Origin of the sequence: Liquorilactobacillus sucicola DSM 21376 = JCM 15457 (genome assembly GCF_000612445.1) — a bacterium.
In the GTDB taxonomy this organism is placed as follows: Bacteria; Bacillota; Bacilli; order Lactobacillales; family Lactobacillaceae; genus Liquorilactobacillus; species Liquorilactobacillus sucicola.
The window spans coordinates 59,986-83,122 of sequence record NZ_BALC01000008.1; the positions used below are offsets into that span (position 1 = coordinate 59,986).

The 23,137-nt window shown below is 38.9% G+C and carries 18 protein-coding genes and 2 pseudogenes; 14 read left to right on the forward strand and 6 right to left on the reverse strand.

Going from position 1 to position 23,137, the window contains the following annotated elements:
- Nucleotides 1–198: 198 nt before the first annotated feature.
- Complete coding sequence (locus JCM15457_RS10575; RefSeq protein ID WP_034989824.1) at nt 199–1,434, reverse strand: multidrug efflux MFS transporter; 1,236 nt, start codon at nt 1,432–1,434, stop codon at nt 199–201.
- Nucleotides 1,435–3,822: a helicase C-terminal domain-containing protein gene (locus JCM15457_RS10580; RefSeq protein WP_034989825.1), complete on the reverse strand. Its 2,388-nt coding sequence runs from the start codon at nt 3,820–3,822 to the stop codon at nt 1,435–1,437. It lies immediately after the preceding gene.
- Nucleotides 3,823–4,045: 223 nt separating this feature from the next.
- Here JCM15457_RS10580 and JCM15457_RS10585 point away from each other — a divergent pair, with 223 nt between their 5' ends.
- Nucleotides 4,046–5,353, forward strand: coding sequence for an NCS2 family permease (locus JCM15457_RS10585; RefSeq protein ID WP_034989826.1), 1,308 nt, complete (start codon nt 4,046–4,048; stop codon nt 5,351–5,353).
- A gap of 306 nt (nt 5,354–5,659) precedes the next feature.
- The gene (locus JCM15457_RS10590) at nt 5,660–6,448 is read left to right on the forward strand and encodes a TIGR02452 family protein (protein ID WP_034989827.1); all 789 of its coding nucleotides are present in this window, start codon (nt 5,660–5,662) and stop codon (nt 6,446–6,448) included.
- Nucleotides 6,449–6,620: 172 nt separating this feature from the next.
- Here JCM15457_RS10590 and JCM15457_RS12190 read toward each other — a convergent pair whose 3' ends face one another.
- Nucleotides 6,621–6,758: an L-2-amino-thiazoline-4-carboxylic acid hydrolase gene (locus JCM15457_RS12190; RefSeq protein ID WP_161633673.1), complete on the reverse strand. Its 138-nt coding sequence runs from the start codon at nt 6,756–6,758 to the stop codon at nt 6,621–6,623.
- Between the two features lie 100 nt (nt 6,759–6,858).
- Complete coding sequence (locus tag JCM15457_RS10595) at nt 6,859–7,734, reverse strand: alpha/beta hydrolase (RefSeq protein WP_081778256.1); 876 nt, start codon at nt 7,732–7,734, stop codon at nt 6,859–6,861.
- A gap of 81 nt (nt 7,735–7,815) precedes the next feature.
- Here JCM15457_RS10595 and JCM15457_RS10600 point away from each other — a divergent pair, with 81 nt between their 5' ends.
- The 10 genes and pseudogenes from JCM15457_RS10600 to JCM15457_RS10645 all read left to right on the forward strand — a co-directional run bounded on the left by JCM15457_RS10600 (nt 7,816) and on the right by JCM15457_RS10645 (nt 16,812).
- Nucleotides 7,816–8,250, forward strand: coding sequence for a GNAT family N-acetyltransferase (locus JCM15457_RS10600; protein ID WP_034989828.1), 435 nt, complete (start codon nt 7,816–7,818; stop codon nt 8,248–8,250).
- Between the two features lie 575 nt (nt 8,251–8,825).
- Nucleotides 8,826–9,380, forward strand: coding sequence for a LemA family protein (locus JCM15457_RS10605; protein WP_034989830.1), 555 nt, complete (start codon nt 8,826–8,828; stop codon nt 9,378–9,380).
- 27 nt (nt 9,381–9,407) lie between these two features.
- The gene (gene htpX, locus JCM15457_RS10610) at nt 9,408–10,298 is read left to right on the forward strand and encodes a zinc metalloprotease HtpX (protein ID WP_034989831.1); all 891 of its coding nucleotides are present in this window, start codon (nt 9,408–9,410) and stop codon (nt 10,296–10,298) included.
- 29 nt (nt 10,299–10,327) lie between these two features.
- Nucleotides 10,328–11,110 (forward strand): hypothetical protein, encoded by a 783-nt coding sequence (locus JCM15457_RS10615; RefSeq protein WP_034989832.1) that lies wholly within the window; start codon nt 10,328–10,330, stop codon nt 11,108–11,110.
- Nucleotides 11,111–11,423: 313 nt separating this feature from the next.
- On the forward strand, nt 11,424–12,806 hold the full coding sequence (locus JCM15457_RS10620) for a UDP-N-acetylmuramoyl-tripeptide--D-alanyl-D-alanine ligase (RefSeq protein ID WP_034989834.1): 1,383 nt from the start codon (nt 11,424–11,426) through the stop codon (nt 12,804–12,806).
- A gap of 37 nt (nt 12,807–12,843) precedes the next feature.
- A complete protein-coding gene (gene cshA / locus JCM15457_RS10625; protein ID WP_034989835.1) occupies nt 12,844–14,331 on the forward strand; it encodes a degradosome RNA helicase CshA in 1,488 nt (495 codons plus the stop codon).
- 281 nt (nt 14,332–14,612) lie between these two features.
- Nucleotides 14,613–15,005, forward strand: a complete 393-nt coding sequence (gene acpS / locus JCM15457_RS10630; protein ID WP_034989837.1) for a holo-ACP synthase — start codon at nt 14,613–14,615, stop codon at nt 15,003–15,005.
- A pseudogene (gene alr, locus JCM15457_RS10635) lies at nt 14,998–16,112 on the forward strand (alanine racemase). Before acpS ends, alr begins: the two are co-directional and overlap by 8 nt.
- Nucleotides 16,113–16,179: 67 nt before the next feature.
- Nucleotides 16,180–16,437 carry a hypothetical protein gene (locus tag JCM15457_RS10640; RefSeq protein ID WP_034989838.1) on the forward strand — a complete coding sequence of 86 codons (258 nt, stop codon included), beginning with the start codon at nt 16,180–16,182 and terminating at the stop codon, nt 16,435–16,437.
- Between the two features lie 9 nt (nt 16,438–16,446).
- Entirely contained in the window at nt 16,447–16,812 is a 366-nt protein-coding gene (locus JCM15457_RS10645) for a type II toxin-antitoxin system PemK/MazF family toxin (RefSeq protein ID WP_034989839.1), read from the forward strand.
- Nucleotides 16,813–16,927: 115 nt separating this feature from the next.
- Here JCM15457_RS10645 and cbpA read toward each other — a convergent pair.
- Both cbpA and JCM15457_RS10655 read right to left on the reverse strand, forming a co-directional pair.
- Nucleotides 16,928–17,563: pseudogene (gene cbpA / locus JCM15457_RS10650) on the reverse strand (cyclic di-AMP binding protein CbpA).
- A gap of 168 nt (nt 17,564–17,731) precedes the next feature.
- Nucleotides 17,732–18,703, reverse strand: coding sequence for an L-lactate dehydrogenase (locus JCM15457_RS10655; protein ID WP_034989841.1), 972 nt, complete (start codon nt 18,701–18,703; stop codon nt 17,732–17,734).
- A 289-nt stretch (nt 18,704–18,992) separates the two neighbouring features.
- Between JCM15457_RS10655 and pth the strand changes: the two genes are divergently transcribed.
- Entirely contained in the window at nt 18,993–19,556 is a 564-nt protein-coding gene (gene pth, locus JCM15457_RS10660) for an aminoacyl-tRNA hydrolase (protein WP_034989843.1), read from the forward strand.
- A gap of 29 nt (nt 19,557–19,585) precedes the next feature.
- On the forward strand, nt 19,586–23,131 hold the full coding sequence (gene mfd, locus JCM15457_RS10665) for a transcription-repair coupling factor (RefSeq protein WP_034989845.1): 3,546 nt from the start codon (nt 19,586–19,588) through the stop codon (nt 23,129–23,131).
- Nucleotides 23,132–23,137 lie beyond the last annotated feature (6 nt).

A 23,137-nucleotide genomic window follows, 5' to 3' on the forward strand; every position in this document is an offset into this window, starting at 1 on the left:
TTTTCCTGACTTATGTCACATCCTCCTTGAACTGGCAAAAGTAATTTTGCCAGTTCTTTTTGTTTAAGTTGGAATACGCGAATGAACGTTATCCAGCATTCAACAGTTACCCCCCTGTGAATTGCTGATAGTTAGAACCCAAACTAGGTTCGAAATGCAAACTTAAGATTCAAAGGACACCACTTATCATTACACAGTCTATTTATTGCGGAGTTGTAGTGTGTTTTTAGTTGCAAAGCTAACCCAGAAAAAGCCTAAGAAGAGGATGAATGCAGTTGAAATGAAGACACCGTTGTAATCCCAGACACCTGAAATACTAGAGCCAATTAGGGGACCTGCAACACTTCCTAGGGCCTGAAATGACTGATTGTAACTGAAAATTCTCCCAGTTGCAGATGCAGGAGTGTTCTTAGCCAGAAGTGTTTGAACAGCAGGCAGCATTGCAGCGTTAGAAACACCGATCAAAAAGCGCAGGGACCCGAATTGCCATATATTAGCAACAAAAGCCATTGGTATGAAAATAGCTATTGCAAAAAGCATTCCCAATTTAAGAATACGCTCGGTACCTATTTTGTCTCCCATAGTTCCTAGACGAGGCGCCGCTAAAAGAGTTGCGATGCCTGGGATAGAGGCAACGATTCCACTGGCAATCGTGATGGGCCCATTATTATGCATAATCTCGCGGACATATAGGCTGATAATAGGACTGATCGAGAAATTTCCTAGTTGAATTAAAAATGTTGCGACAAGCATCCCTATGACTAGCTTGGTGTTTTTTAGTTCACGAAAAATTTCCCGGGAGTTTTTAACATCTTCTGTGTTCAATGGTGTGTAAGTTTCATGAACAAAAAAAGCACTTAGCAGAAAAACTAGAATCAAAATAATTCCAGTTATCAAAAAGGTGATGCGATATCCAAAAATTGCTGCAATGACACCGCCAACGAAAGGCCCGAATAAAGTTCCACTGACGGAACCAGTGGTCAAAATACCCAGAGCCTTGCCGCTTTGATCTTTCGGTGTTTCCGTGGCTACTAACGCGTTAGCGTTGCTGATGTAGCCGGAGAATACACCTTGAATGAGTCGCAGAATGATCAGTTGATAAACATTAGTGACAAATCCCATGAGACCGATTACAAATGCCATTCCTAAGGAGGCACGAAGAATCATTATTTTTCGGCCTTTGCGATCGGCCAAACGGCCCCAAAATGGTGAAATAATGGCTGTTACTAAAAAAGTTGAAGCGTAAGTCAAGCCGCTGTAAAAGTTTAGCTGGCTAGTGGAGAATTTACCCAATGTATCAATGTAAAGGGATAAAAAAGGCATTACTAGGCTAAAAGCAATTCCGGCCATAAAAGTTCCAAACCAAAGAACAATTAAATTTTTCTCCCATCTTTGTCGTGGACGTAGTAATTTATGTTTTAATCGAACGAACATTTAAGTGTTCCTCCCTTTGTTACCAGATTTAGTATGTCTCCAAAAAAAAGCCAGCTGAGATTTTAACTGTGTCAATGAATAACTTTTTTGGTAGTGCTGCCAGTGCAAGGGAAATAAGCGGGTGTAGCGGCTGTTGGTGAAACGTTGATCTAGCAATAGAATCACTCCAGTATCAGTTGTGCCGCGAATTACACGTCCGGCAGCTTGCAGAACATTATTGAAACCAGGTAACTGATAAGCATATTCGAATCCATTGCGATTTGTCTGTTCGAAGAAGCACTTGAGTTCCTCTGTCTCGTCATTGAGAGAAGGAAGGCCCACAGTGACGATTGCAACACCGGAAAGTGATTCTCCCTTAAGATCTATTCCTTCAGAGAAACTACCGCCTAGAACAGCAAAACCCGTCACATTTTCAAGCGGTCGCTTGGTAAAGTAACTCAAAAAATTATTTTTTGCCGCCTTATCCATGTTGAGGTCTTGACAGATAGTCTTTATATCAGGGTTTGCTTGTAAAAATGCACTGTAAATTTGCTCAAGAAAAGCATACGATGGCAGAAAAATTAAGTAGTTACCGCTTTTAGCATGCACCATCGTACTTAAAGCGGCAATTATTCTGCTCTCATTTTGGGAACGGAAACGATAGGTGACATTCAATTTTGGAGTTGTGAAGATGCCTAAGTTTTCAGTTTTAAATGGCGAAGACAGCTTATAGACCAACGAATTATCTTTTCCACCCAAAACATCCTGATAATATGTAATTGGTGACAGAGTAGCGGAGAACAAAACAGCACTTTTGCCCTTTGCAAGTGTTTGAGCGAGCAACGAACTGGGATTTAAGCAAAATATTTTAATAGCAACATTTTTTTCAGTAGCAACAAGCTTTGTCCTGAAAGTTTCATCGTAAAAACTACTAATTTTAATAAAAGCATGTACTATCAGATAGTAATCCAGTACTTGCTTAAATAAGGAATGGTCGGGATTTTGTTTTAACCAACTTTGTGTTTTGGAAACAAAATGCTGCAATTGTTTTAAAAATTTGTCCGGGTATTTTTTCAAAATAAGTATATTATCCTTTGACTCAACTAATGATGCTTGTAGTTTGGCAAAATCTTTTTGCAATTTTATTAGACCTGATTTGATGTCTTTGGAAGATCCTTTGTGGCTTCTTTTGATTTCAGTCAGCAGATTATTAATAGGGGCTGAACTTATTTCAGCAGTATACATAGCACGCGAACGAGCAACTAAGTTGTGGGCTTCATCTATCAAAAAGCAATAGTCTTTGACTGAATCCTGAAAAAAGCGCTGCAAATAAACAAGCGGGTCAAAAAGATAATTATAATCACTAATGATAATGTCGCAAAAGAGGCTGATGTCAAGTGAGAATTCAAAAGGATCTAGAACATGCTTTTTTGCGTATTTTTTGACTGTTATTGCAGTTATTATAGTTTCATGCTGGAGAATATCTTTTAGTGCGGGTTTTAACCGGTCATAATAGCCGATGAAGAATGGATTTTTATCATCTTCAAGTTCTTTTTCCTCTTCAAAAGTTATTTTTTCTTTAGCGGTAAGTGTAATACTATGAAGATAGAGTCCACTTTGCTGAAGAATTGAAAGACTTTGCTCTGCAACTTGATGTGTGCTTTCTTTGGCTGTTAAATAAAAAAGGCGGTCTATTTTAGCTTGTCCAAGAGCCATAACGGCAGGGAAGAGCGTTGAGATAGTTTTGCCAGTTCCAGTAGGTGCTTCAACGAATAGGCGTGTACGGGCAGCAATCGTTTTATAGACTGCCGCTGCTAATTCATACTGGTGTGGACGATAGTTTTTGAAGGGAAAATGAAGTTTTCGAATGGAATTGTTGCGTTGGGAGAGCATGTCCTTCTTTAACGCGATCCACTCAGAAAAAATGTCCATCGTTGCTGCAAAGAAGTGTTCGGCTTCTTTTTTGGAGAAGGAGCGCTGCTGATGTGTTACTTCTCTGGTGTCTGTTTGAAAATAAAGCAATTCAAGTTCAAGCTGGGTAACATTGCTGTTTTTCATTAACAATGCAGCGTACATTTTTAATTGCGCCCAATAAAGATCAAGCTTGGGTTCAGAAATATTTTCAAAATTGATGGCTGAGGTCTTTATCTCAATGACTTTATCGTAGGTGCCGTCTGTCTGATGGACACCATCTGCCCGTCCGTGAATCGTATAGTCTTTACCTGCAATTTCAATGGGCAACTTCAAGCTGAATTCAGTGGTGTAGCTAGCATTCCATTTTTTTTGAAGCTGACGATGAATAGCTGCCCCTTGAAGTGCAGTATTGTCGCTATTAAAAAGATCGCCATGAAGGTTGCCTGTTTGCCAGACGAATTCAATTAATTGCCGTACACCAATTTCATTTTCCATTATTCATATCCCCACATAGTAGTATCAGAATGACCATGTGAAGTATTATAGCGGAAATAAAGACATGAAACAATTTGGATTGATTAGGATTTCAATCTTAAAACACGAACATTGTTGCGCTGAAGTTCGACTATTTACATTGTTTGAAGTGTATAGTATATTGATAAAGGATTAATTACTAAATATACGGGCTTTAATGTTCGGTAAAAAGGGAGATATAACTTTGAAGGAGAAGTTAGTATCATATTTTGGGATAGATGAGTTGGGGTCTACGGTACCGCGCGAGATCTTGGCTGGGTTCACGACTTTTATTTCGATGGCATACATTTTATTTGTCAATCCGAGTGTTTTAGGAGCTTCAGGGATGGATAAGGGAGCAGTGTTTACAGCAACAGCATTAGCGAGTGCGCTTGGTTGTTTCCTTATGGGACTTTTTGCAAAGTACCCGATTGCGACAGCACCAGCTTTGGGGATCAATGCCTTCTTTACTTATTCTGTATGTATTGGGATGAAGATTCCATGGCAGACAGCTTTAGCAGGAGTTTTTGTTGCTTCAGTTATTTTTTTATTCATAACCATTTTTAAGTTGCGTGAGTTGATTATTGATGCAATACCTGCAAATTTGAAATATGCTATTTCGGCTGGTATTGGGCTTTTCATTGCTTTTATCGGGCTGGAAGATGGCGGCGTGATCGTTGCCGATAAGTCTACTATTGTTTCTTTAGGACATTTTGCTGGCACCACATGGTTGACTATTTTTGGGTTAGTGCTTACTGCTATTTTACTTGTAAAACGGGTTCCAGGAGGAATATTTATCGGAATGGTTGCAACATCCATTTTAGGAATAGTAACGGGAATGATTAAATTACCGACGACTTTTGTTTCGGCTGCTCCCAGTTTGAAACCAACATTTTTGGTAGCCTTGAAGCATGTCGGCGACATTAACACGATGCAGCTGTTCGTTGTGGTTTTAACTTTTCTGCTGGTAACATTTTTTGATACAGCCGGAACTTTAGTTGGTTTGGCACAACAAGCTGGTTTTATGAAGGATAATAAGATGCCTCGAGTAGGAAAAGCTTTGCTCTCAGATTCAACTGCGATGTTAGCAGGTTCATTATTGGGAACTTCACCGGTGGGGGCTTATGTTGAATCATCAGCTGGAATTGCAGTTGGTGGGCGTTCAGGATTAACAGCAGTTACAACTGGTTTGCTTTTTATTTTTGGTGTGTTCTTCTCACCACTTCTGTCCGTTGTGACCAGTCAAGTGACGGCTCCAGCACTGATCATCGTTGGTGTCTTGATGGCACAGAGCATGAAACATATTGAATGGGAAAAGATGGAGATCGCTATTCCTTCGTTTTTGATTTTATTGGGGATGCCGTTAACATACAGTATTTCCGACGGTTTAGCTTTAGGTATTATTGCTTATCCTGTCACGATGATTGCTGCTAAAAGGGGCAAGGAAGTTCATCCGATTATGTATCTTCTGTTTTTTGTATTTTTGGGATTTTTGTGGATTTTAAACATCTAGCAATTATCGAAATATGAGATAGGCTAAACAGAATTAAATGGTAGTGCAGCATATTTAAAAAATATATTCTGAGAGAACTCCTATAATGGGCAGTTCTCTTTTTTTATTTGTATAAGATGAGTTTTTGCATCTGAATCTAGTAATTTAAGGAAAGAGGTATACAAGAACAACCGAAATTGCTAAGATTAAAATGGAACTAGGATTTGGTATGGTAAATTTAATAAAAGCATCAAATGAAAACGATTCCTAAAACGAGATTGGATAAAACTAGATAGAAATATATATGAGGGAAGTAGGCACTTTAAATTGGATAACACGCAAGAAAAAAGATTGCAGGCAATCGGACATCATACTATGAATCTGTACCAAATTGAAATGGGAAAAGTCAAACAGGATTCACAATTAATCGAAAAACCTTTGGCAGAAACGGTTGCCAGTGGCAGTGGAAAAGCTGAGATCAAAGTGATAAATGAAAATATTCTGCACAGAATAAAGAAAGTTTTAAGCTCTGACGAAAAAGTTGGGCTTTTAAATTTTGCGAACCCAACAGTCCCAGGGGGACATTTTTTAGAAGGAGTAAACGCTCAGGAACAGACAATATGCCGCAATAGTTTTTTGTATCCTGAACTTTTGAAATATCGTAATAGTTATTATTTGGAAAATAAGCAGTATCCAAATGACTACTACTACAATGCTAAAATTATATTTGCAAGACATATCAAAATTTTACGCGATGAGACGGAGCAATGCTTTCTTGAAGGTGAAAACCATGTTGACATAGTCAGCAGCGCGGCGCCCAATGTCACTGCAATGAAGGCAACGGGAATGGTTATTGACCAAGCAAGACTGCGTAAAGAACTTAAACAAAAGATTTTACAGATAATCCGGCAATTTAAGGCGGTACATGAGCGTATTTTAATTCTAGGAGCGTATGGATGCGGAGCCTTTGGCAATGATTCGCATACAGTTGCAGAAGCTTTCAAAGAGGTGTTGGAACGAGCAGAGTTTTCGGGAAGCTTTGAAACGATTTACTTCGACATTCTAGATAACGCAGCGACCTTAGGAACTTTTAAGACAGTTCTACAAAGGTGCTAGATTCAGTTTTGGCTGTTCCATCAAAAGCAGATAGTCAGCTAAGTGTTCAGAACAAAAAAATAGAGTGATCAGAATATTGTAGCTGGTCACTTTATTTTTTAATTAAACATCCAAATCCAAGTCCTCAATCCAGCAGTTAGTCTGCTGAGATAGTGAATTTTGATTTGTAAGACTAATTACGCAAGCTCTTAGCATCAGCATCGAGTTTTGCGAAGCCAGACCCACTAGCCTGCTTAGGTTGTTTTGCGCGGTCCTCCAGAGCTTTGCGAGCCATTGCCTTTCGTTCTTCTTTACTTAACTTTTTCGACATCGTCATCGCCTCTTTCCTTTGAAATCCACACTAATGGAAATTACCTTCCACAACTTAATTGTAGTCTAAATGAGAAAAAACTCAAATTAAAAGACAACAGTCAATGATTCCATAAAAACTTGATAACTGCATGATTGACTTCTGGATTGTTATGCAATTGTGAGTGTTGTGCATTCGGCCCCTTGATCATTAATTCCTGATAGGAAGCTACATGTTTTTCAAGAAGGTAAGCCAGAGAACGTGCCGAGACATTTGTTACTAGACTATCGGAATTTGTACCATCTTCTAAATTACCATAAATGTTCAAAATGCGAGTCTCTGATGGAAAACGCATGCGGTAATGATGGTATTGGCGATAGGCTTTATTTTGGATCTTAGGTTCTCCCGCCGTATTAAGTGTATTAACATTAGGCGAGTCGTCGATGTAAATAACTCCATCGAAAGGTCCTGCAATGGGAACAAACTTTTTTAAAGTTGGCGAACTAGGTGTCCGTTCGTGCAGAGCCCAATAGAGGGTGACTGGTCCTCCCATTGAATGGGAAACAATGTTAAATTCTGAAATAGCATAAGCGTTTTTAAGATGCGCAACTATTGCATTTAACCATTTAGCTTCCGTGGGAATCTCCGCGGTGTTATCTTCAAAGAGAACTTGAATGATTGGATTCTTTTGTGTAAAATCCCACTTACCAGCGTAACTGATTTTCCCATCTGCACCTACCTTTGCAATTAAAACTTTTTTTGCAACACCAGCTTTTTCGGCAGCATGAATCATGTGTTCAGTGGAGTTATATACTCCGCCATACCCATGAAGATAGATGGTCGGAACTACCGGGGAAAAGGAGACTTTATTGTCAGTTGTAGTGGTATTTGAGAAAAAAAGTAATAATAAGATACAAGAGAAAAAGGAGACAAGTACTTTTAGTATAGAGGAGTACCATGTATGTTTTTGGGACTTGTTTGTCATATGTTTTGCCATTTTATTACCTCACAGACCGCAATTTTGGCTTCTAGGGTAATTATACGAGCCTTAGTTAATATTTAAAAGGGAGCGATTTACATGCTTAAGATAAAAACAACAACGGAATTAGATTCGGATGTTTATCGTGCGGCTTTAAGGATAAGAAAAGATGTTTTTATAAAAGAACAGAAAGTACCAGCAGAACTTGAATTAGAAAATGAGCGCTCTGCAAGGTACTATGTGTTGTATGAAGATGAGGAACCAGTTACAACGGCTCGAATATTATATCAAGAAGATGGGGCATGGCACATCCAAAGAGTCGCGACATTAAAAAAATATCGGCACCGGGGTTTGGCAAAGGCTTTATTAGAGAAAATTGAGGTAGAAGCCAGGCTGCATAAAGTTCCTTATCTAACTTTGGGAGCACAAGATCAAGCGCAAGGTTTTTATCAAGTATTGGGTTATGCTGTTAAGGGGAAAGGATTTCTTGACGCTGGAATTCCACACCACACGATGGAGAAAAAACTAATTTGATCTTTGAAGTTGCTTTACTTGAATATAAGGAGTAGTATAGAGCACATGCGATGAGTCGAGAAAAGACCAGACGACAATTATTTTGTTGTTCCGCTGCGGCGGCAAGTGGTTTACTTTCGATGCAGGACACATATTCTAGCGTATTCTAGAGTGCCTACCAATGTGTATTGTGGAGTAGACTTGGTTTATCCAGCTTTTAGCTGGGTACTGCAAAAAAGGAGGGGGGTCAAAATTTATTTTTGACCCCCCTCCTTTTTTAAACTTTGCATTACGCGTATTAACGTGTTTCAATATTGGATTCTGAATATCGGTATGTGTTTTTTTTATGTTCCGCAACAGTGTTTTTTTTACTTGTTGTATGAGGCTAAACGGTTTTCGATAATTATTTAAAAATTTTAAAATCGTAAGGTCCGCAGCTTTATAAAAACTAGCTAATTTGTTATCATTAAACTGTTAGTATAGGTTGTCGAAAAAACTGCATAAAGATCTCTTATAGTGGTGTGACAGCTAATGATTGTTCTTAATATTTGAGTGATTTTTCTCGCGAGAGTAGAATTGCCGACGGAGGTAAAGAGATGATTTGGATTATTGTGATAGTTATACTAGTTGTTTTGGGACTAGGATATGTGGCTGTATATAATGGATTGCAGACAGCAAAGGTTTACACCGAGGAATCGTGGAGTCAGATAGATGTTCAACTCAAGCGGCGTAATGATTTGATTCCCAACCTAGTTGAGACAACTAAGGGATACGCAGCCCATGAGAAGGAGACATTTGCAAAAGTTGTTGAGCTACGAAATCAAATGACTCAGGTTCCAAACAATGATCACCAGCAGAAGATGGAAATATCCAATCAATTAACTGGGGCTCTGAAATCTATTTTTGCATTAGCAGAAAGTTATCCTGATTTGAAGGCGAACCAGGAATTTACCAAGCTGATGGAAGAATTGACCAACACAGAAAATAAAATCGCTTATTCACGGCAATTGTTCAATTCAAGTGCAGCCAGCTATAATCAAAAGCTGATGACATTTCCGTCTAATTTTATTGCTAAGATACATGGCATGTTGAAAGTTAACTATCTTGAAGTTCCTGCAGAAGAAAAAGAAGCTCCTAAAGTTTCATTTTAGTTAAATTTTCCGTAGGAGGCGTGAAGAATGTTATTTCAGCAAATAGCAAGAAATAAACGACGAACAGTCTATGTTATGATCGCTTTTTTCTTGTTGGTAATTGCAATTGGGGCATCTTTAGGATATGTGTTTTTTAATAGCTATATCGCGGGAATTATTATGGCAGCGGTTATTGGGGCATTCTATATGATAGCGATGTTGTCGCGTTCAACTGATGTTGTGATGGGGATGAATAACGCACGTGAGATCAAGACTCCAGATAGCAACCCACAGTTGTGGCATGTTATTGAGGATATGGCTCTTGTTGGTAAAGTTCCAATGCCGCGTGTTTTCATTATTGATGATGAAAGTCCCAATGCATTCGCTACGGGAAGAGATCCGGAACATTCTGCAGTTGCCGTTACTAAAGGCTTGATGCTGCGGCTTAACCGTGAAGAATTAGAAGGGGTCATTGCTCACGAAATATCACACGTGCGCAATTATGATATTAGGTTGCAGACAACCGCACTCGCACTAGTAGCAGTTATTTCTATGCTTGTCAATATTGGGTTTAATTCGTTCTGGTGGGGTGGAGGTCGAAGACGTGATAATGAAGGTGGGAACGGTGGAAACGTTATTTTGTTGGTTTTATCTGTTCTTATGCTTGTTCTGGGACCAATTGCCGCTTCATTAGCACAGATGGCTTTGTCACGCAATAGAGAGTTTTTAGCTGATGCTTCTGGGGTTGAGCTGACACGTAATCCTCAGGGGCTGATCAGTGCACTTGAGAAAATTTCTCAGAGTGAGCCAATGAAGGCAGCTGACGCAAGCAGCTCGTCTTTATATATTTCTAATCCATTTAAAAAGGGATCTTGGACACATCTCTTTGACACACATCCACCTACAGCTGAAAGAATTGCTAGGTTGCAAAGAATGTAATTATTTTTTGTAGAATAGAGGAAAATTAAATGCGAGACAATATTGTGTATGTATATCTTGAGCGGGTTTCTCACCTTACCTTATCGTATGGCATTTCAGTGAAAGATTTCATGGCTGGTGTAGAGGTTTTGCCTACTAACTTATTGTCATTGGGACCCGTTGATCCTAATCAAGAGATTGATATTTATTCTGGCTTTAATATGTACATTGGGATTGATGAGGTCCGCAACTATTTGACGGGCAAGCAGAATAAAAATCAGGAATGGATCGATTTTGACAATGCATACGATATTGAGGCTCTGACACCTACTGAGGTTTCTGAGTTACTTTATTTAGGGCATGCATATACACATTTGAAATCTCCTTTTTATTATAAACTTCAGAATAACTATGTTTATCTTACATTGCCCAATGGTGCAAAAAAGGTTTACTATCGTTATTTACCCCAATTTTACAAGGTTTTAGCCAAATGTCTGACAGGACATTTGGCTGAGGTATACCGTGAGAGAAAAAGTTTTTTGAGGTTGCGCTATAAGTTTATTGATTTCCCGACTGAAATTGCCAAAAAAATGTTTACTTTAATGACGAATGGTGTTGTGTTTGATTTTGGAGGTTCTAAGATTAGAGGTCAAGAGGCCACTATTCCAATTATGACAGCACCGGATTCTGTGTACCAATTGAAATGGCATGAACCAACAATGCTGGTCGAAAAATCTAGAATTGTCGGCAATTTAAAGTACCATTTAAACACCAGAAAATGGGAGCTTGAGGTGCTTGACACAAGAGCTTTTGAGGATACTTTTGATTTTTAACGTACCTTGTGGTGTTGATGCTAAAAGATATGGGACGAGATTATACTGTAGCATAGGGTGGAATGCTGTCAGAATGTTAACCTTTGGCAGTTGCGTTTATAGTATAATTCTCTGTCCCGTATTTATTTTGTTTTAAAGTATTATGAGGTTTTGTGATACAATAACAAGGGATTAAATATCGGTGAAGGCTGTAAGAAACATTTATGGTTAATAAGATGATAAGAAAATAAATGTTGAACAAGTACTTTTAAATTTTCAAGATTTGAGTTCACATATTATTATTTCGCTGATGTGAAGAAAGGAAGATAGTCACATGAAGATGCGATTAGCAGAGATTGCGAAAGCACTACAAGTGCAGTCAGTAGATGAATGGGAACAGATCGTTGTCACAAGTGTGTCGTTTGACACACGGACATTAAAGCCGGGAGCTTTGTTTATCCCATTAGTGGGTGAAAATGATGGACACGATTATGTCCCAAAAGCAATTGAGAATGGTGCTGTGGCAACTTTGTGGCAAAATGACCACGATAAAGTGTTCGATGATGAAAATGATATTTTTCCAACACTGAGTGTCGAAGACTGCTTGCAAGCATTGCAGGATTTAGCTGGTTATTATCTTCATAAAATAAATCCAAAGGTCGTTGCTGTAACAGGTAGCAATGGTAAAACTACCACTAAGGACATGATTGCAGCGATTTTAAAGACACAGTTTAATGTTCAAAAGACGCATGCAAATTTTAATAATCATATTGGTGTACCAATGACAATTTTGGGAATGGAGCCGAATACTGAGGCTCTCATTGTTGAGATGGGAATGGATCATTTTGGTGAACTTGATAGGCTTAGTCGACTCGTTGAACCCGATGTTGCAGTTATTACGATGATCGGTGAAGCCCATATTGAATTTTTCGGAACACGAGATAAAATTGCTGATGCCAAGATGGAAATAACCCATGGACTAAAAGAGGATGGTGCCTTGTTTTACAATGGTGATGAGCCCTTGTTGAGACAGCGTGCGCAAGCAGTTGAGCAGGCGACATATACTTTTGGCAGTGAAGAAGGAAACGATGTTCAGGCATTGAATGTTGTGGGCGACGAATATAGCACTAGTTTTCGGGTGAAGAATTGGCCTGAGTATAATTTCGTGATTCATATTCTTGGAACTTACAATGTTGGAAATGCTTTGGCGGCTTTGAGTGTGGGCAATCATTTTAGAATCCCGGTTGAAAAAATGGTTGAAGCACTCTCTAATTTTGATCTGACTCAGAATCGAACTCAGTGGGTGCAAGGTAATCAAGGTGAAAGAATATTGAGCGATGTCTACAACTCTAACCCAACTGCTGCTAAGATGGTCCTACGGGCATTTTCGCGGGTTAAAACGAATGGCAGGCGCTTTGTTGTTTTAGGGGATATGCTGGAATTAGGCAACTTATCTGATCAGATGCATGCTGACCTTGCAGGCGTGCTTGATCCAGAAAGAGTGACTGAAGTTTTTCTCTGTGGTAAAAAAGTTGCTGCTCTGGCTGAAAATCTGACAGGCAAGTTTTCGAGTACTAGGGTGCATTTATATCCAGCCGATCACAAAGACGAATTAATCAGTGCGCTGAGAAAAAGCATTAGTGCGGACGATATTGTCATGCTTAAGGGAAGCCACGGCATCCATCTCGAAAAAGTTTTAGAAGCATTAAGAAAATAATTTTGTTAATCACAGGAATATTAGGAGGAAATTTTTTTTGAAATTTACAGAACTAGGTCTTTCAGATAATTTACTGAAAGCAATAAAACGAAGCGGTTTTGAAGAAGCTACACCAATCCAAGCCGAGACGATTCCGTTGGTTTTAAAGGGTAATGATGTCATCGGACAAGCTCAAACGGGGACAGGTAAAACAGCTGCATTCGGACTGCCAGTTTTACAGCACATTGATCCAAAAGAACATGCAATTCAAGCGGTGATTATTTCGCCTACGCGTGAATTAGCGATCCAAACGCAAGAAGAGTTGTTCAGGCTTGGAAAAGATCAAAGAGCCAAAGTCCAAGTTGTCTATGGTGGGGCTGATATTCGGCGTCAAATCAACTCATTAAAACGTGCACCGCAAGTACTTGTTGGAACCCCAGGACGTTTGCTTGACCATATTCGTCGTCGGACTGTTGATTTAAAAAATGTTAAAACAGTTATCTTGGATGAAGCAGATGAGATGCTGGATATGGGATTTGTCGAGGATATTGAGAGTATTATTCGTGAAACACCTGACAAGCGTCAGACTTTGCTCTTTTCAGCAACTATGCCTCCAGCAATTTTAAAAATCGGTGAAAAATTTATGACCGATCCTAAAATTGTAAAGATCAAGGCAAAAGAGCTAACAACTGATTTAGTTGATCAATTCTATGTTCGCGCACGTGACTTTGAAAAATTTGATACAATGACACGCATCCTTGATGTGCAAGCTCCAGACTTAACAATTGTTTTTGGAAGAACAAAGAGACGTGTTGATGAGTTATCCAAGGGATTAGAGGCACGCGGATATAATGCTAAGGGCATTCATGGAGATCTTTCACAGCAACGAAGAATGAGCATTTTGAAGCAGTTCAAAGCTGGGAAACTTGATATTTTAGTTGCTACTGATGTGGCAGCTCGTGGGTTGGATATATCTGGTGTAACACATGTGTACAACTACGATATACCGCAAGATCCTGAAAGTTATGTTCATCGTATTGGACGTACAGGGCGTGCCGGACATCATGGTGTTTCAGTAACTTTTGTTACACCGAATGAGATGGACTACTTACGTGTTATTGAAAAATTGACCAAGAAACGCATGAGCCCGCTTAAGCCACCGACAGAACGTGAGGCCTTCATTGGACAAATTTCTTCAGCTGTTGAGAATATTGAGGATTTGGTTAAAAAAACCGACACATCAGTATTTGCCAAACAAGCTGAGACGTTGTTGAAAGAATATGATGCGGTTGATCTTGTTGCAGCGCTTTTGAATGAAATGACCAAGGATGCTGCAAATGAAGTTCCTGTGAAAATAACACCTGAACGACCGTTACCGCGTAGAAAATCTAAACATTTCAACCGTGGTGGGGGGCATTACAATAAGAAAAATTATTCCCATAAAGATAGTGGCAACCATAAAGGAAAGAAAGATAAGAACAGAGATAAGTTTAATCGCCGGCAAAAGAGCAAACGCAAGTACACTATTCGTTCTAAGAATGATTAGTTTTTGCTAGAGGTGAGCAGCAAAATACATCTTACATTTTATGGTTAGAACAATGTGTTTTCTGAATAAGGATTTGGAACGGGCTGTGCCAGACATTTGTTTTGGTACAGCCTCTTTCTATCGTAAAATATTGTGGACTTTCAAAATGTAATCTGCCCTTTGTATTGTTCTTTTTTTAAATTTTTAATTATGGTAATATATAGTGTGTATCTATCAAAAGGGCGGCATATGTATTGAGCTTTTTGATTTTTCTTTGAGAAAGAATTGGCGGAGGCTTAGCTGTGATTTACGGAATAGGGATTGATATAACTGATATAGCTAGGATTGAGAAAGCTTGGAAAGAACATCAGGGGTTTATTGAGAAGGTTTTGACACCTAAGGAGCACAAAGATTTTGACAGACTGGGGCAACGACGCAAAAATGAATTCCTTGCAGGCCGCTTTTCTGCTAAAGAGTCGTACAGTAAAGCACTGGGAACAGGTATTGGCAAGCATGCTGGTTTTCATGAGATTGAAATACTGAACAATGAAGAAACGGGAAAACCGGAATTGACAATGCATCCCGCTGACTGTTTAATCGGACATGTTTCAATTTCACATACAGCAGAACTGGTGATGACAGAAGTGATTTTAGAATATAGATCAGATACGAGAGAAGATGCAGATAATGGTTGAGGGAAATCACCGCAATACAAAAGCAATTATCAATCTAAAAGCGATCGAGGATAATATCGTAGCCGAGCAAAAAAGAATGGTACAGGGGCAGGAACTTTTTGCAGTGGTGAAAGCTAATGCATATGGCCATGGAATTATCCAGTTGCCAAGGCAGCCAAAAGGGCTGGTGCCAGCGGCTTTTGTGTTGCAATTGTTGATGAGGCTTTGGAGCTGCGTGAAGCTGGACTGTCTGGAACTATTCTGATTTTAGGTGTTACACCGGCATCTCAGGCCGTCTTATTGGCTAAAAATGATATTTCTATTGCAGTAGGGGATCTAGAATATCTAAAGGATGCATTAACTTATTTGAGCAACACAAAAGTGAAATTACATGTTCATCTAGCCTTGGATACTGGAATGGGTCGCATTGGTTTCAGGAATAAGAAGAATCTGCAAAAAGCAATTAGTTTTATTAACAGTCACAAAAGTTTTTTTGACTTCGAAGGTATTTTTACACATTTTGCGACTGCAGATACAGCAGATAGAGATTACTATGAGAAACAAGTTATGTTCTTTAATGACTTAATGTCTGTTGTGGAAAGGAAACCACGTTATGTGCATGTTGCTAATTCAGCTGCTGCTTTATGGCACCGTGAATGCGGTGGCAACGCGATCCGCTTTGGGATTACAATGTACGGCTTGAATCCTTCAGGGGGAGAACTGGAGTTACCCCAGGCATTTAAATCAGCCTTAGCGTTGCACAGCGAAGTGGCAGCTATAAAGCAGATCAGTAAGGGAGACTCTGTTGGCTATGGTAAAACATACACAGCTGAAAAGCATGAATGGATAGCAACTGTCCCTATCGGATATGCTGATGGCTGGCCAAGAAGAATGCAGGGTTTTAAGGTTCTTGTTGACGGGCAGTATTGTGAAATTGTTGGAAGAGTTTGTATGGACCAGACTATGATAAGGGTTCCTCATCAAGTCAAACTTGGTACAAGGGTTACTTTAATTGGTGAAAACCGTGGTGCAAGAATTTCAGCACAGGATGTAGCTAACTACGCAGGAACAATTCATTATGAGATTCTATGTGGGATTTCGGAAAGAGTCCAACGAGAATACATTTAGGTATACTCTTTTGAAAGAGAGTGTGCTATCATATATTACTAGCATGAGCTTGTGGAGGCTGCCAGAGATGACTTATCATTTTGAAGATGTAATGGATGACTTAATTGTGGATAACAATGAACGTATGGCTCTTTATTGTGATTTTTATGCAATTGACCGGCGCGAATTGGAGAAAGATAAAGTAGTTGCTGAGTATGTCGAAAAACACCATCAAATTTTAGATGCGTTGATTTCAGGGTATAAAGAGATGGGACCACTGAATAAGAAAATATGTGATGAACTTGTGGGTTGCGAATGTGAAACGGAGTTCGAGAAGAAAAGATAGAGGTTTTATATGACAACTGAAGATGTTAAACGAGGAGATATTTTTTATGCTGATTTATCACCAGTTGTGGGATCAGAGCAGGGAGGAATGCGACCTGTTTTGATTATTCAGAATAACATTGGAAATCGGTATAGTCCGACTGTGATTGTTGCCGCAATCACAGCCAAAATTCAAAAGCCTAAAATGCCGACGCACGTGGGGCTGCTTGCCTCCAAGACGGGAATTGAAAAAGATTCTGTTGTTTTGCTTGAGCAGGTAAGAACTATTGACAAGCAGAGATTGCGAGACAAAGTAACACATATTGACGAACAGGGCATGAATGAGATTAATCATGCACTAAAGGTCAGCTTAGGGCTGGCTAGCATACATAAATAAAAGAATATTGTTAACAGGGGGATGAATCAAACATAATTTGATTCATCCCCCTGTTGCAATTATTGTGTTTACTGCTTATCTATTTGCAGTTTTTTTTTGTAAAGTACGAAGTCAATCAAGCCTTCAAATTTTCGATCTCAGGAACCTTGAAGTTTTTTCGTTCTAAATTAGCAACTATTTTAGCAAGTTTTTGTTCGCTCACTCCGGCCGGAAGTGTAAATAAGCTTCGTCTGACCAATTCTGTTGTTTTTACATCAAGAGTGATGCAGCTTGCAATAGAAGTGTATTTAGTTATGATTTTAGCCATTTCAACAAGATCACCGCGGTCCCCGGATGAGACTACAGTTAAGACATAACTTCCAATTTCGACATTCCATGATTGTGATAGCATGTTCAGCAAACTTGAATGTGTTAAAATTCCGAAAAAAAAAGTTGTGTTCATCTAAAACAGTAATATAAGGAAGATCTTTGATCGAGAAAAAAACATTAAAAAATGCAGAATCTAGTGTGATAAACTTGGTTGCATTTTTAATAAGTAAGTGACAGGCAGAGACATATCACCGCCGCGAGACTTATGCCGATAAATGTGCATTTTGTAGATGTTTCCTCTAAAAATCTGACCGGTTTTATCTAAAATAGGTACGCAGCGATACCCTGATTCTTCAAGTACGGCAAGTGCTTGTTCTAGTGTCACATCTTCACGTACGGTCGTTAAATCTTTTTTTCGTTTGATAAGCGTTTTGAATAACAATTTAGCATCCTCCATTTAGTTAAAATGCTCTCATATATCTTATCATAAAAAAAGAGGTATTTAATAATAAAAATACAAATTTAATTAATTAGTCTGTGGTTATGAGCACATAGAATAAAAAAGCTGAGACACTTAAGTCCCAGCTTTTTTTGAATGCAGCTTAACTAATTAAGCATTTTTTTCAAGATTTTTTAATCCATCGTTAAGAACTTTTTTCAAAGTTGCTGCAGAATCAGACATCTTCTTGCTTTCTTCTTCATCCAAAGGAACTTCAAGAATTTTTTCAAGTCCCTTGCCATTAACAACAGCAGGTGTACCGATATAGATATCTTGCAACCCGTCATATTGACCTTCCATGTATGCAGAAACTGGTAGAACAGCATCTTCATCACGTAAGATAGCTTTAGAAATACGAGCCAAAGCAGTAGCAACACCGTAGAAGGTTGCACCTTTCTTGCTAATGATTGTATAAGCTTTGTTACGAACATCGTCTTCAAGCTTAGCCAATTGTTCTTTTGTAATATTCTTTTCTTTAGCAAGATCCAAAACAGGAATGCCACCGATAGTTGCAGCAGAGTATGCAGCAAATTCTGAATCACCATGTTCACCCATGATATAAGCATGAATTGAGCGAGGGTCATGTACGCCAAGCAATTCTCCAAGACCGACACGCAGACGAGAAGTATCCAATGATGTACCTGAACCAATAACTCTATCCTTAGGGAAACCTGAGAACTTCCATGTTGCATATGTTAAGATATCAACAGGGTTAGCAGCCACAAGGAAAATACCATCGAAACCAGAATCTACAACTGGTTTAACAATACTTGATAAGATCTTAAGGTTCTTGTTAACCAAATCAAGACGAGTTTCACCAGGTTTTTGAGGAGCACCAGCTGTAATAACAACCAAGTCTGCATCCTTGCAATCTGAGTATTCAGCGGAATAGATTTTCTTTGGATAAGTCAATGCAGTTGCATCGGCTAAGTCTAAAGCGTCTCCCTCTGTTCGTTCTTTAACAACATCAACGATTCCAAATTCTTCAGCAACGCCTTGAAGAGCCATTGCATAAGCATAACTAGATCCAACGGCACCGTCGCCGACTAAAATAACTTTTTGATGATTTCGTGTTTTTGACACAGTAATTCATCCTTTCATAGTGAACTTGTTAACACAGTGTTAGTATAACACGTTTTTCAGAAAAATGTGTAGCGGTTTTCAAACAAATTTTCCGGTTTTTGAATGAAAATATGCTATACTATTGGAAAAGCAAGTGCTTCATTTTTCAGGGTAAACGTTAGGCGTTTAGCCCCATTTTTTGTGTGTTTAAGTGATAGTAGTGATTTTTATTTGCATTTGCTTGAATGTGCTTACATTAAATTTTTCACAATGTAGTGTACCAGATAGAATAATTTTGGAGGAACATAAAATGAAGTTAATCGTGGGTTTGGGTAATATTGGCAAAAAATATGAGGGAACAAAGCATAATGTTGGCTTTATGACAGTAGATAAATTTGCAGAACAAAATGGTGTTTCCTTCACGAAAACAAAATGTGAGTCAGAAATTGCGGAATTATTTCTCAATGGAGAGAAAATTCTCTTAGCCAAACCGACAACTTATATGAATGAGTCTGGACGCAGTGTTGGACCGCTGCTTGATTATTTTGGGATCGATGTTGCAAACTTTATTGTTATTCATGACGATATGGATTTGCCAGTTGGACAATTGCGTCTACGTCAGAAGGGATCAGCCGGTGGTCATAACGGAATCAAAAGTATTATCGCACATCTAGGAACACAAAACTTTAAACGAATTCGTATTGGAATAGACCATCCTCAAAAACAAAATGTTGTTGACTGGGTTCTCTCGAAATTTCCCGCACAGCAGGAAAAGCAATTAGAGGAAGGCCTTGTTCGTGCAACATCAGCTTTGGATAACTGGTTAACTGAAGGTGATTTTATGAAAACAATGAATAAGTATAACCATAAATGAGTTCTATGAATAAGGAGTTTAAATTAAAAATGAAATTGGAAGATTTGATGTTAAAGATCCCCAAGATAGAAGAGTGGATTGCCAACATCGACCCTACTGAAAGTGCCCGTCATCTTGTGACGGGCTTGTTATCTTCTTCAAAAACTATTTTTTTAGCGGGGCTCTTTGCCAAAAAGCAAAAAACGATGTTGATCGTAACAGATACGCTGCATCATGCAGAGCAGCTTGAAACGGATCTAAGCGGATTGGTTGGCGACCAAGCTGTTTTTTTGTTTCCAGTTGAGGAAGCCGCTGCTGCACAAACTGCTATCAGTTCACCAGAATTTAGAAGTGCTAGAGTGCAGGCCTTGGATGCGTTGTGTACGGATGAAAAGCCACAAATTATTGTAGCCGCCGCTGCCGGTGTAAAAAGAATCTTGCCTCCACCTGAGATTTGGAGCAATGCCAAATTGAAATTTGAGGTGGGAAAACAAATTGAGTTGGATGAATTATCACAAAAATTGCTGGTATTAGGATATCAGAGACAAAAGTTAGTTGATAAACCCGGAGATTTTGCTATTCGCGGGTCAATTATTGATATATTTTCCTTGAATCAACCGAATCCAGTAAGAATTGATTTTTTTGACGAGGAAATTGATTCTATCAGAGAATTTGATGCTGCGGATCAGCGTAGTATTCGAAACATTACACAAACTTATATCTTGCCTGCTAATGACTTGATCATAACAACAGAAATGGTTGCAGGGGCACTGAAAAGAGTTGAGCATGCGTATAAGAAAGAACAGCGTAAGATAAAAGATGACAAACAAAAAAAGATGCTGGCTGCTCATTATGAACAAGTAACAGTAGATTTGAAGAATAACAATGTTTCTTCGGCCACCTTGGTACACAGTGAACTCTTATTTCCTCAAAAAAATAGTTTACTGGACTATTTAAATGAAGACGGGATGCTGGTCGTTGATGACTACCAGCATTTGTTGGAAACACAGAAAAACATGAAGGATGAAACTGAAAATTGGATAGTTGAAGAACTAAAGAAAGGAGCAGTTTTTTCAGAGGAGCGATGGACACTCGACTTGCATCCGCTTGTCAGAGATGATAAACACAATGATGTTTTCATGTCTCTTTTTCAAAAAGGCATGGGTGGTTTGAAATTTAAACAGAAACTTAATTTGACGGTACGGGCAACTCAACAGTTTTTTGGTCAAATGCCACTTTTAAAAACAGAAATGGATCGTTGGGCACAACAAAAACAGACTGTTGTGGTCACTATTTCAGAAAAAGAACGGCTTTCCAAAGTGTTGCAAACTCTGGATGACTTCAAGATTTCTGCAATTATGACTGCTCCAAATGCGTTACAGGATTCTGAAGTCCAGGTTATTCAAGAAAGTTTGGCTGGTGGGTTTGAAATGCCTGAAGGACATCTAGTTGTTCTTACAGAACACGAGTTATTCAAGAAAATAGTCAAAAGACAAGTCAGACATCAGACGATGGCTAATACAGAACGCTTGAAAAGTTATACGGAACTAAAAAAAGGCGATTACGTTGTGCATATTAACCATGGTATCGGACGGTTCATGGGAATGAAAACGATGCTTGTAGCTGGAAAACACCAAGACTATTTAACGATCAAATATCGAGATGATGCTAAACTATTTATCCCTGTTTCTCAAATCGACCGCGTTCAGAAATATGTTTCCTCAGAGTCAAAGACACCACATGTTAACAAGTTAGGCGGGAGTGAGTGGAGAAAAACAAAGAAGAATGTTGCTTCTAAAATTGAAGATATTGCTGACGATCTAGTTGAATTATATGCACAGCGCGAAGAAATGAAGGGATATGCTTTTTCAAAGGATAACGACTATCAGATTGAGTTTGAAAATGCTTTTCCATACGCAGAAACACCTGATCAACTACGCAGTGCTGCCGAGATAAAACATGATATGGAACAAGAACATCCGATGGATCGTCTACTAATTGGGGATGTTGGCTATGGGAAAACCGAAGTGGCCTTACGTGCTGCTTTTAAAGCAATACAAGATGGCAAACAAGTTGCTTTTTTAGCTCCGACAACGGTTCTTGCACAACAGCATTATGAGACGATGGTAGGTAGATTTGAAAACTTTCCAGTTAGTATTGGGATTCTCTCGCGCTTCAGGACGAAGAAGCAAATTAAAGATACTTTAAATGATCTAAAAACAGGGGCCGTGGATATTGTTGTGGGGACGCATCGCCTTTTATCAAAAGATGTAAAATTTGCGGATTTGGGTTTGCTAATAATCGATGAAGAGCAGCGCTTTGGTGTCAAACATAAGGAGCGTCTCAAAAAATTAAAAACATTAGTGGATGTTTTGACCTTAACAGCAACTCCTATTCCGCGAACTTTAAATATGTCGATGTTGGGAGTGCGCGATCTGTCTGTGATTGAAACAGCCCCTCTGAACAGGTATCCAATTCAAACATATGTTATTGAACAAAACTATGGCACGATAGTCGATGCAGTTGAACGTGAAATGCGGCGTGGGGGGCAAGTATTTTACCTGCATAACCGTGTTGCAGATATTGAGAAGGTTGTCAGCGAATTAAAAGCGATGATGCCGGATGCAAGGATCGGTTATATCCATGGGCAGATGACTGAAGTTCAACTTGAAAGGGTTTTGTTTGACTTCATCGCAAGGGAATATGATGTTTTAGTTACAACGACTATTATCGAAACAGGAGTTGATATTCCAAATGTTAATACACTCATCGTTGAAAATGCTGACCATATGGGATTAGCACAGTTGTATCAACTAAGAGGGCGCGTTGGTCGCAGCAATCGTGTGGCGTATGCCTACTTCATGTATCAACAAAATAAGGTTTTAACCGAAATCAGTGAAAAAAGGCTTGAAGCCATCAAAGACTTTACGGAATTGGGTTCTGGCTTCAAAATAGCAATGCGTGATTTGTCCATTAGGGGTGCAGGTAATCTGCTGGGAAAACAGCAGCATGGATTCATTGATTCTGTCGGCTACGATTTATATACTCAAATGTTAAAAGATGCGGTGTCTGAAAAGCAAGGTAAGACCAAAAGACCAAAAAAAGATTGTGAGATTAACCTCGAGTTGGAGGCCTATCTTCCAAATAGTTATATTGATGATCAACGACAAAAGATTGAAATGTATAAGCGCATCAGAAATTTTGAAAGTACAGAACAGTATCAGGAAGTACAGACAGATCTGATTGACCGCTTTGGTGACTATCCGGATGAAGTTGGTAATTTATTACAGATTGGATTACTTAAAATGAATGCTGATCGAGCTTTGATTAAGACAATCACTCAAAATAAAAATAAAATTGTCTTTAACTTCTCTAAAGAGGGGGCACAGTATATCAGCGCAAAAGAGTTGTTGCAGGCAATTTCTAAAACGAGCTTGCAGGCAACAATTAGTGCAAAATCAGAGGGAATGCGTATCACATTTGTCATTCAACCTAGAGATGAAATTGGTGTTGTAGTAAGCCAACTGCAAAAAATTGCACAAACTTTGGCACAAACTGTGTTTTCTAAAGTTAAAAGTCCAATAAAGGTACATTGAATGATG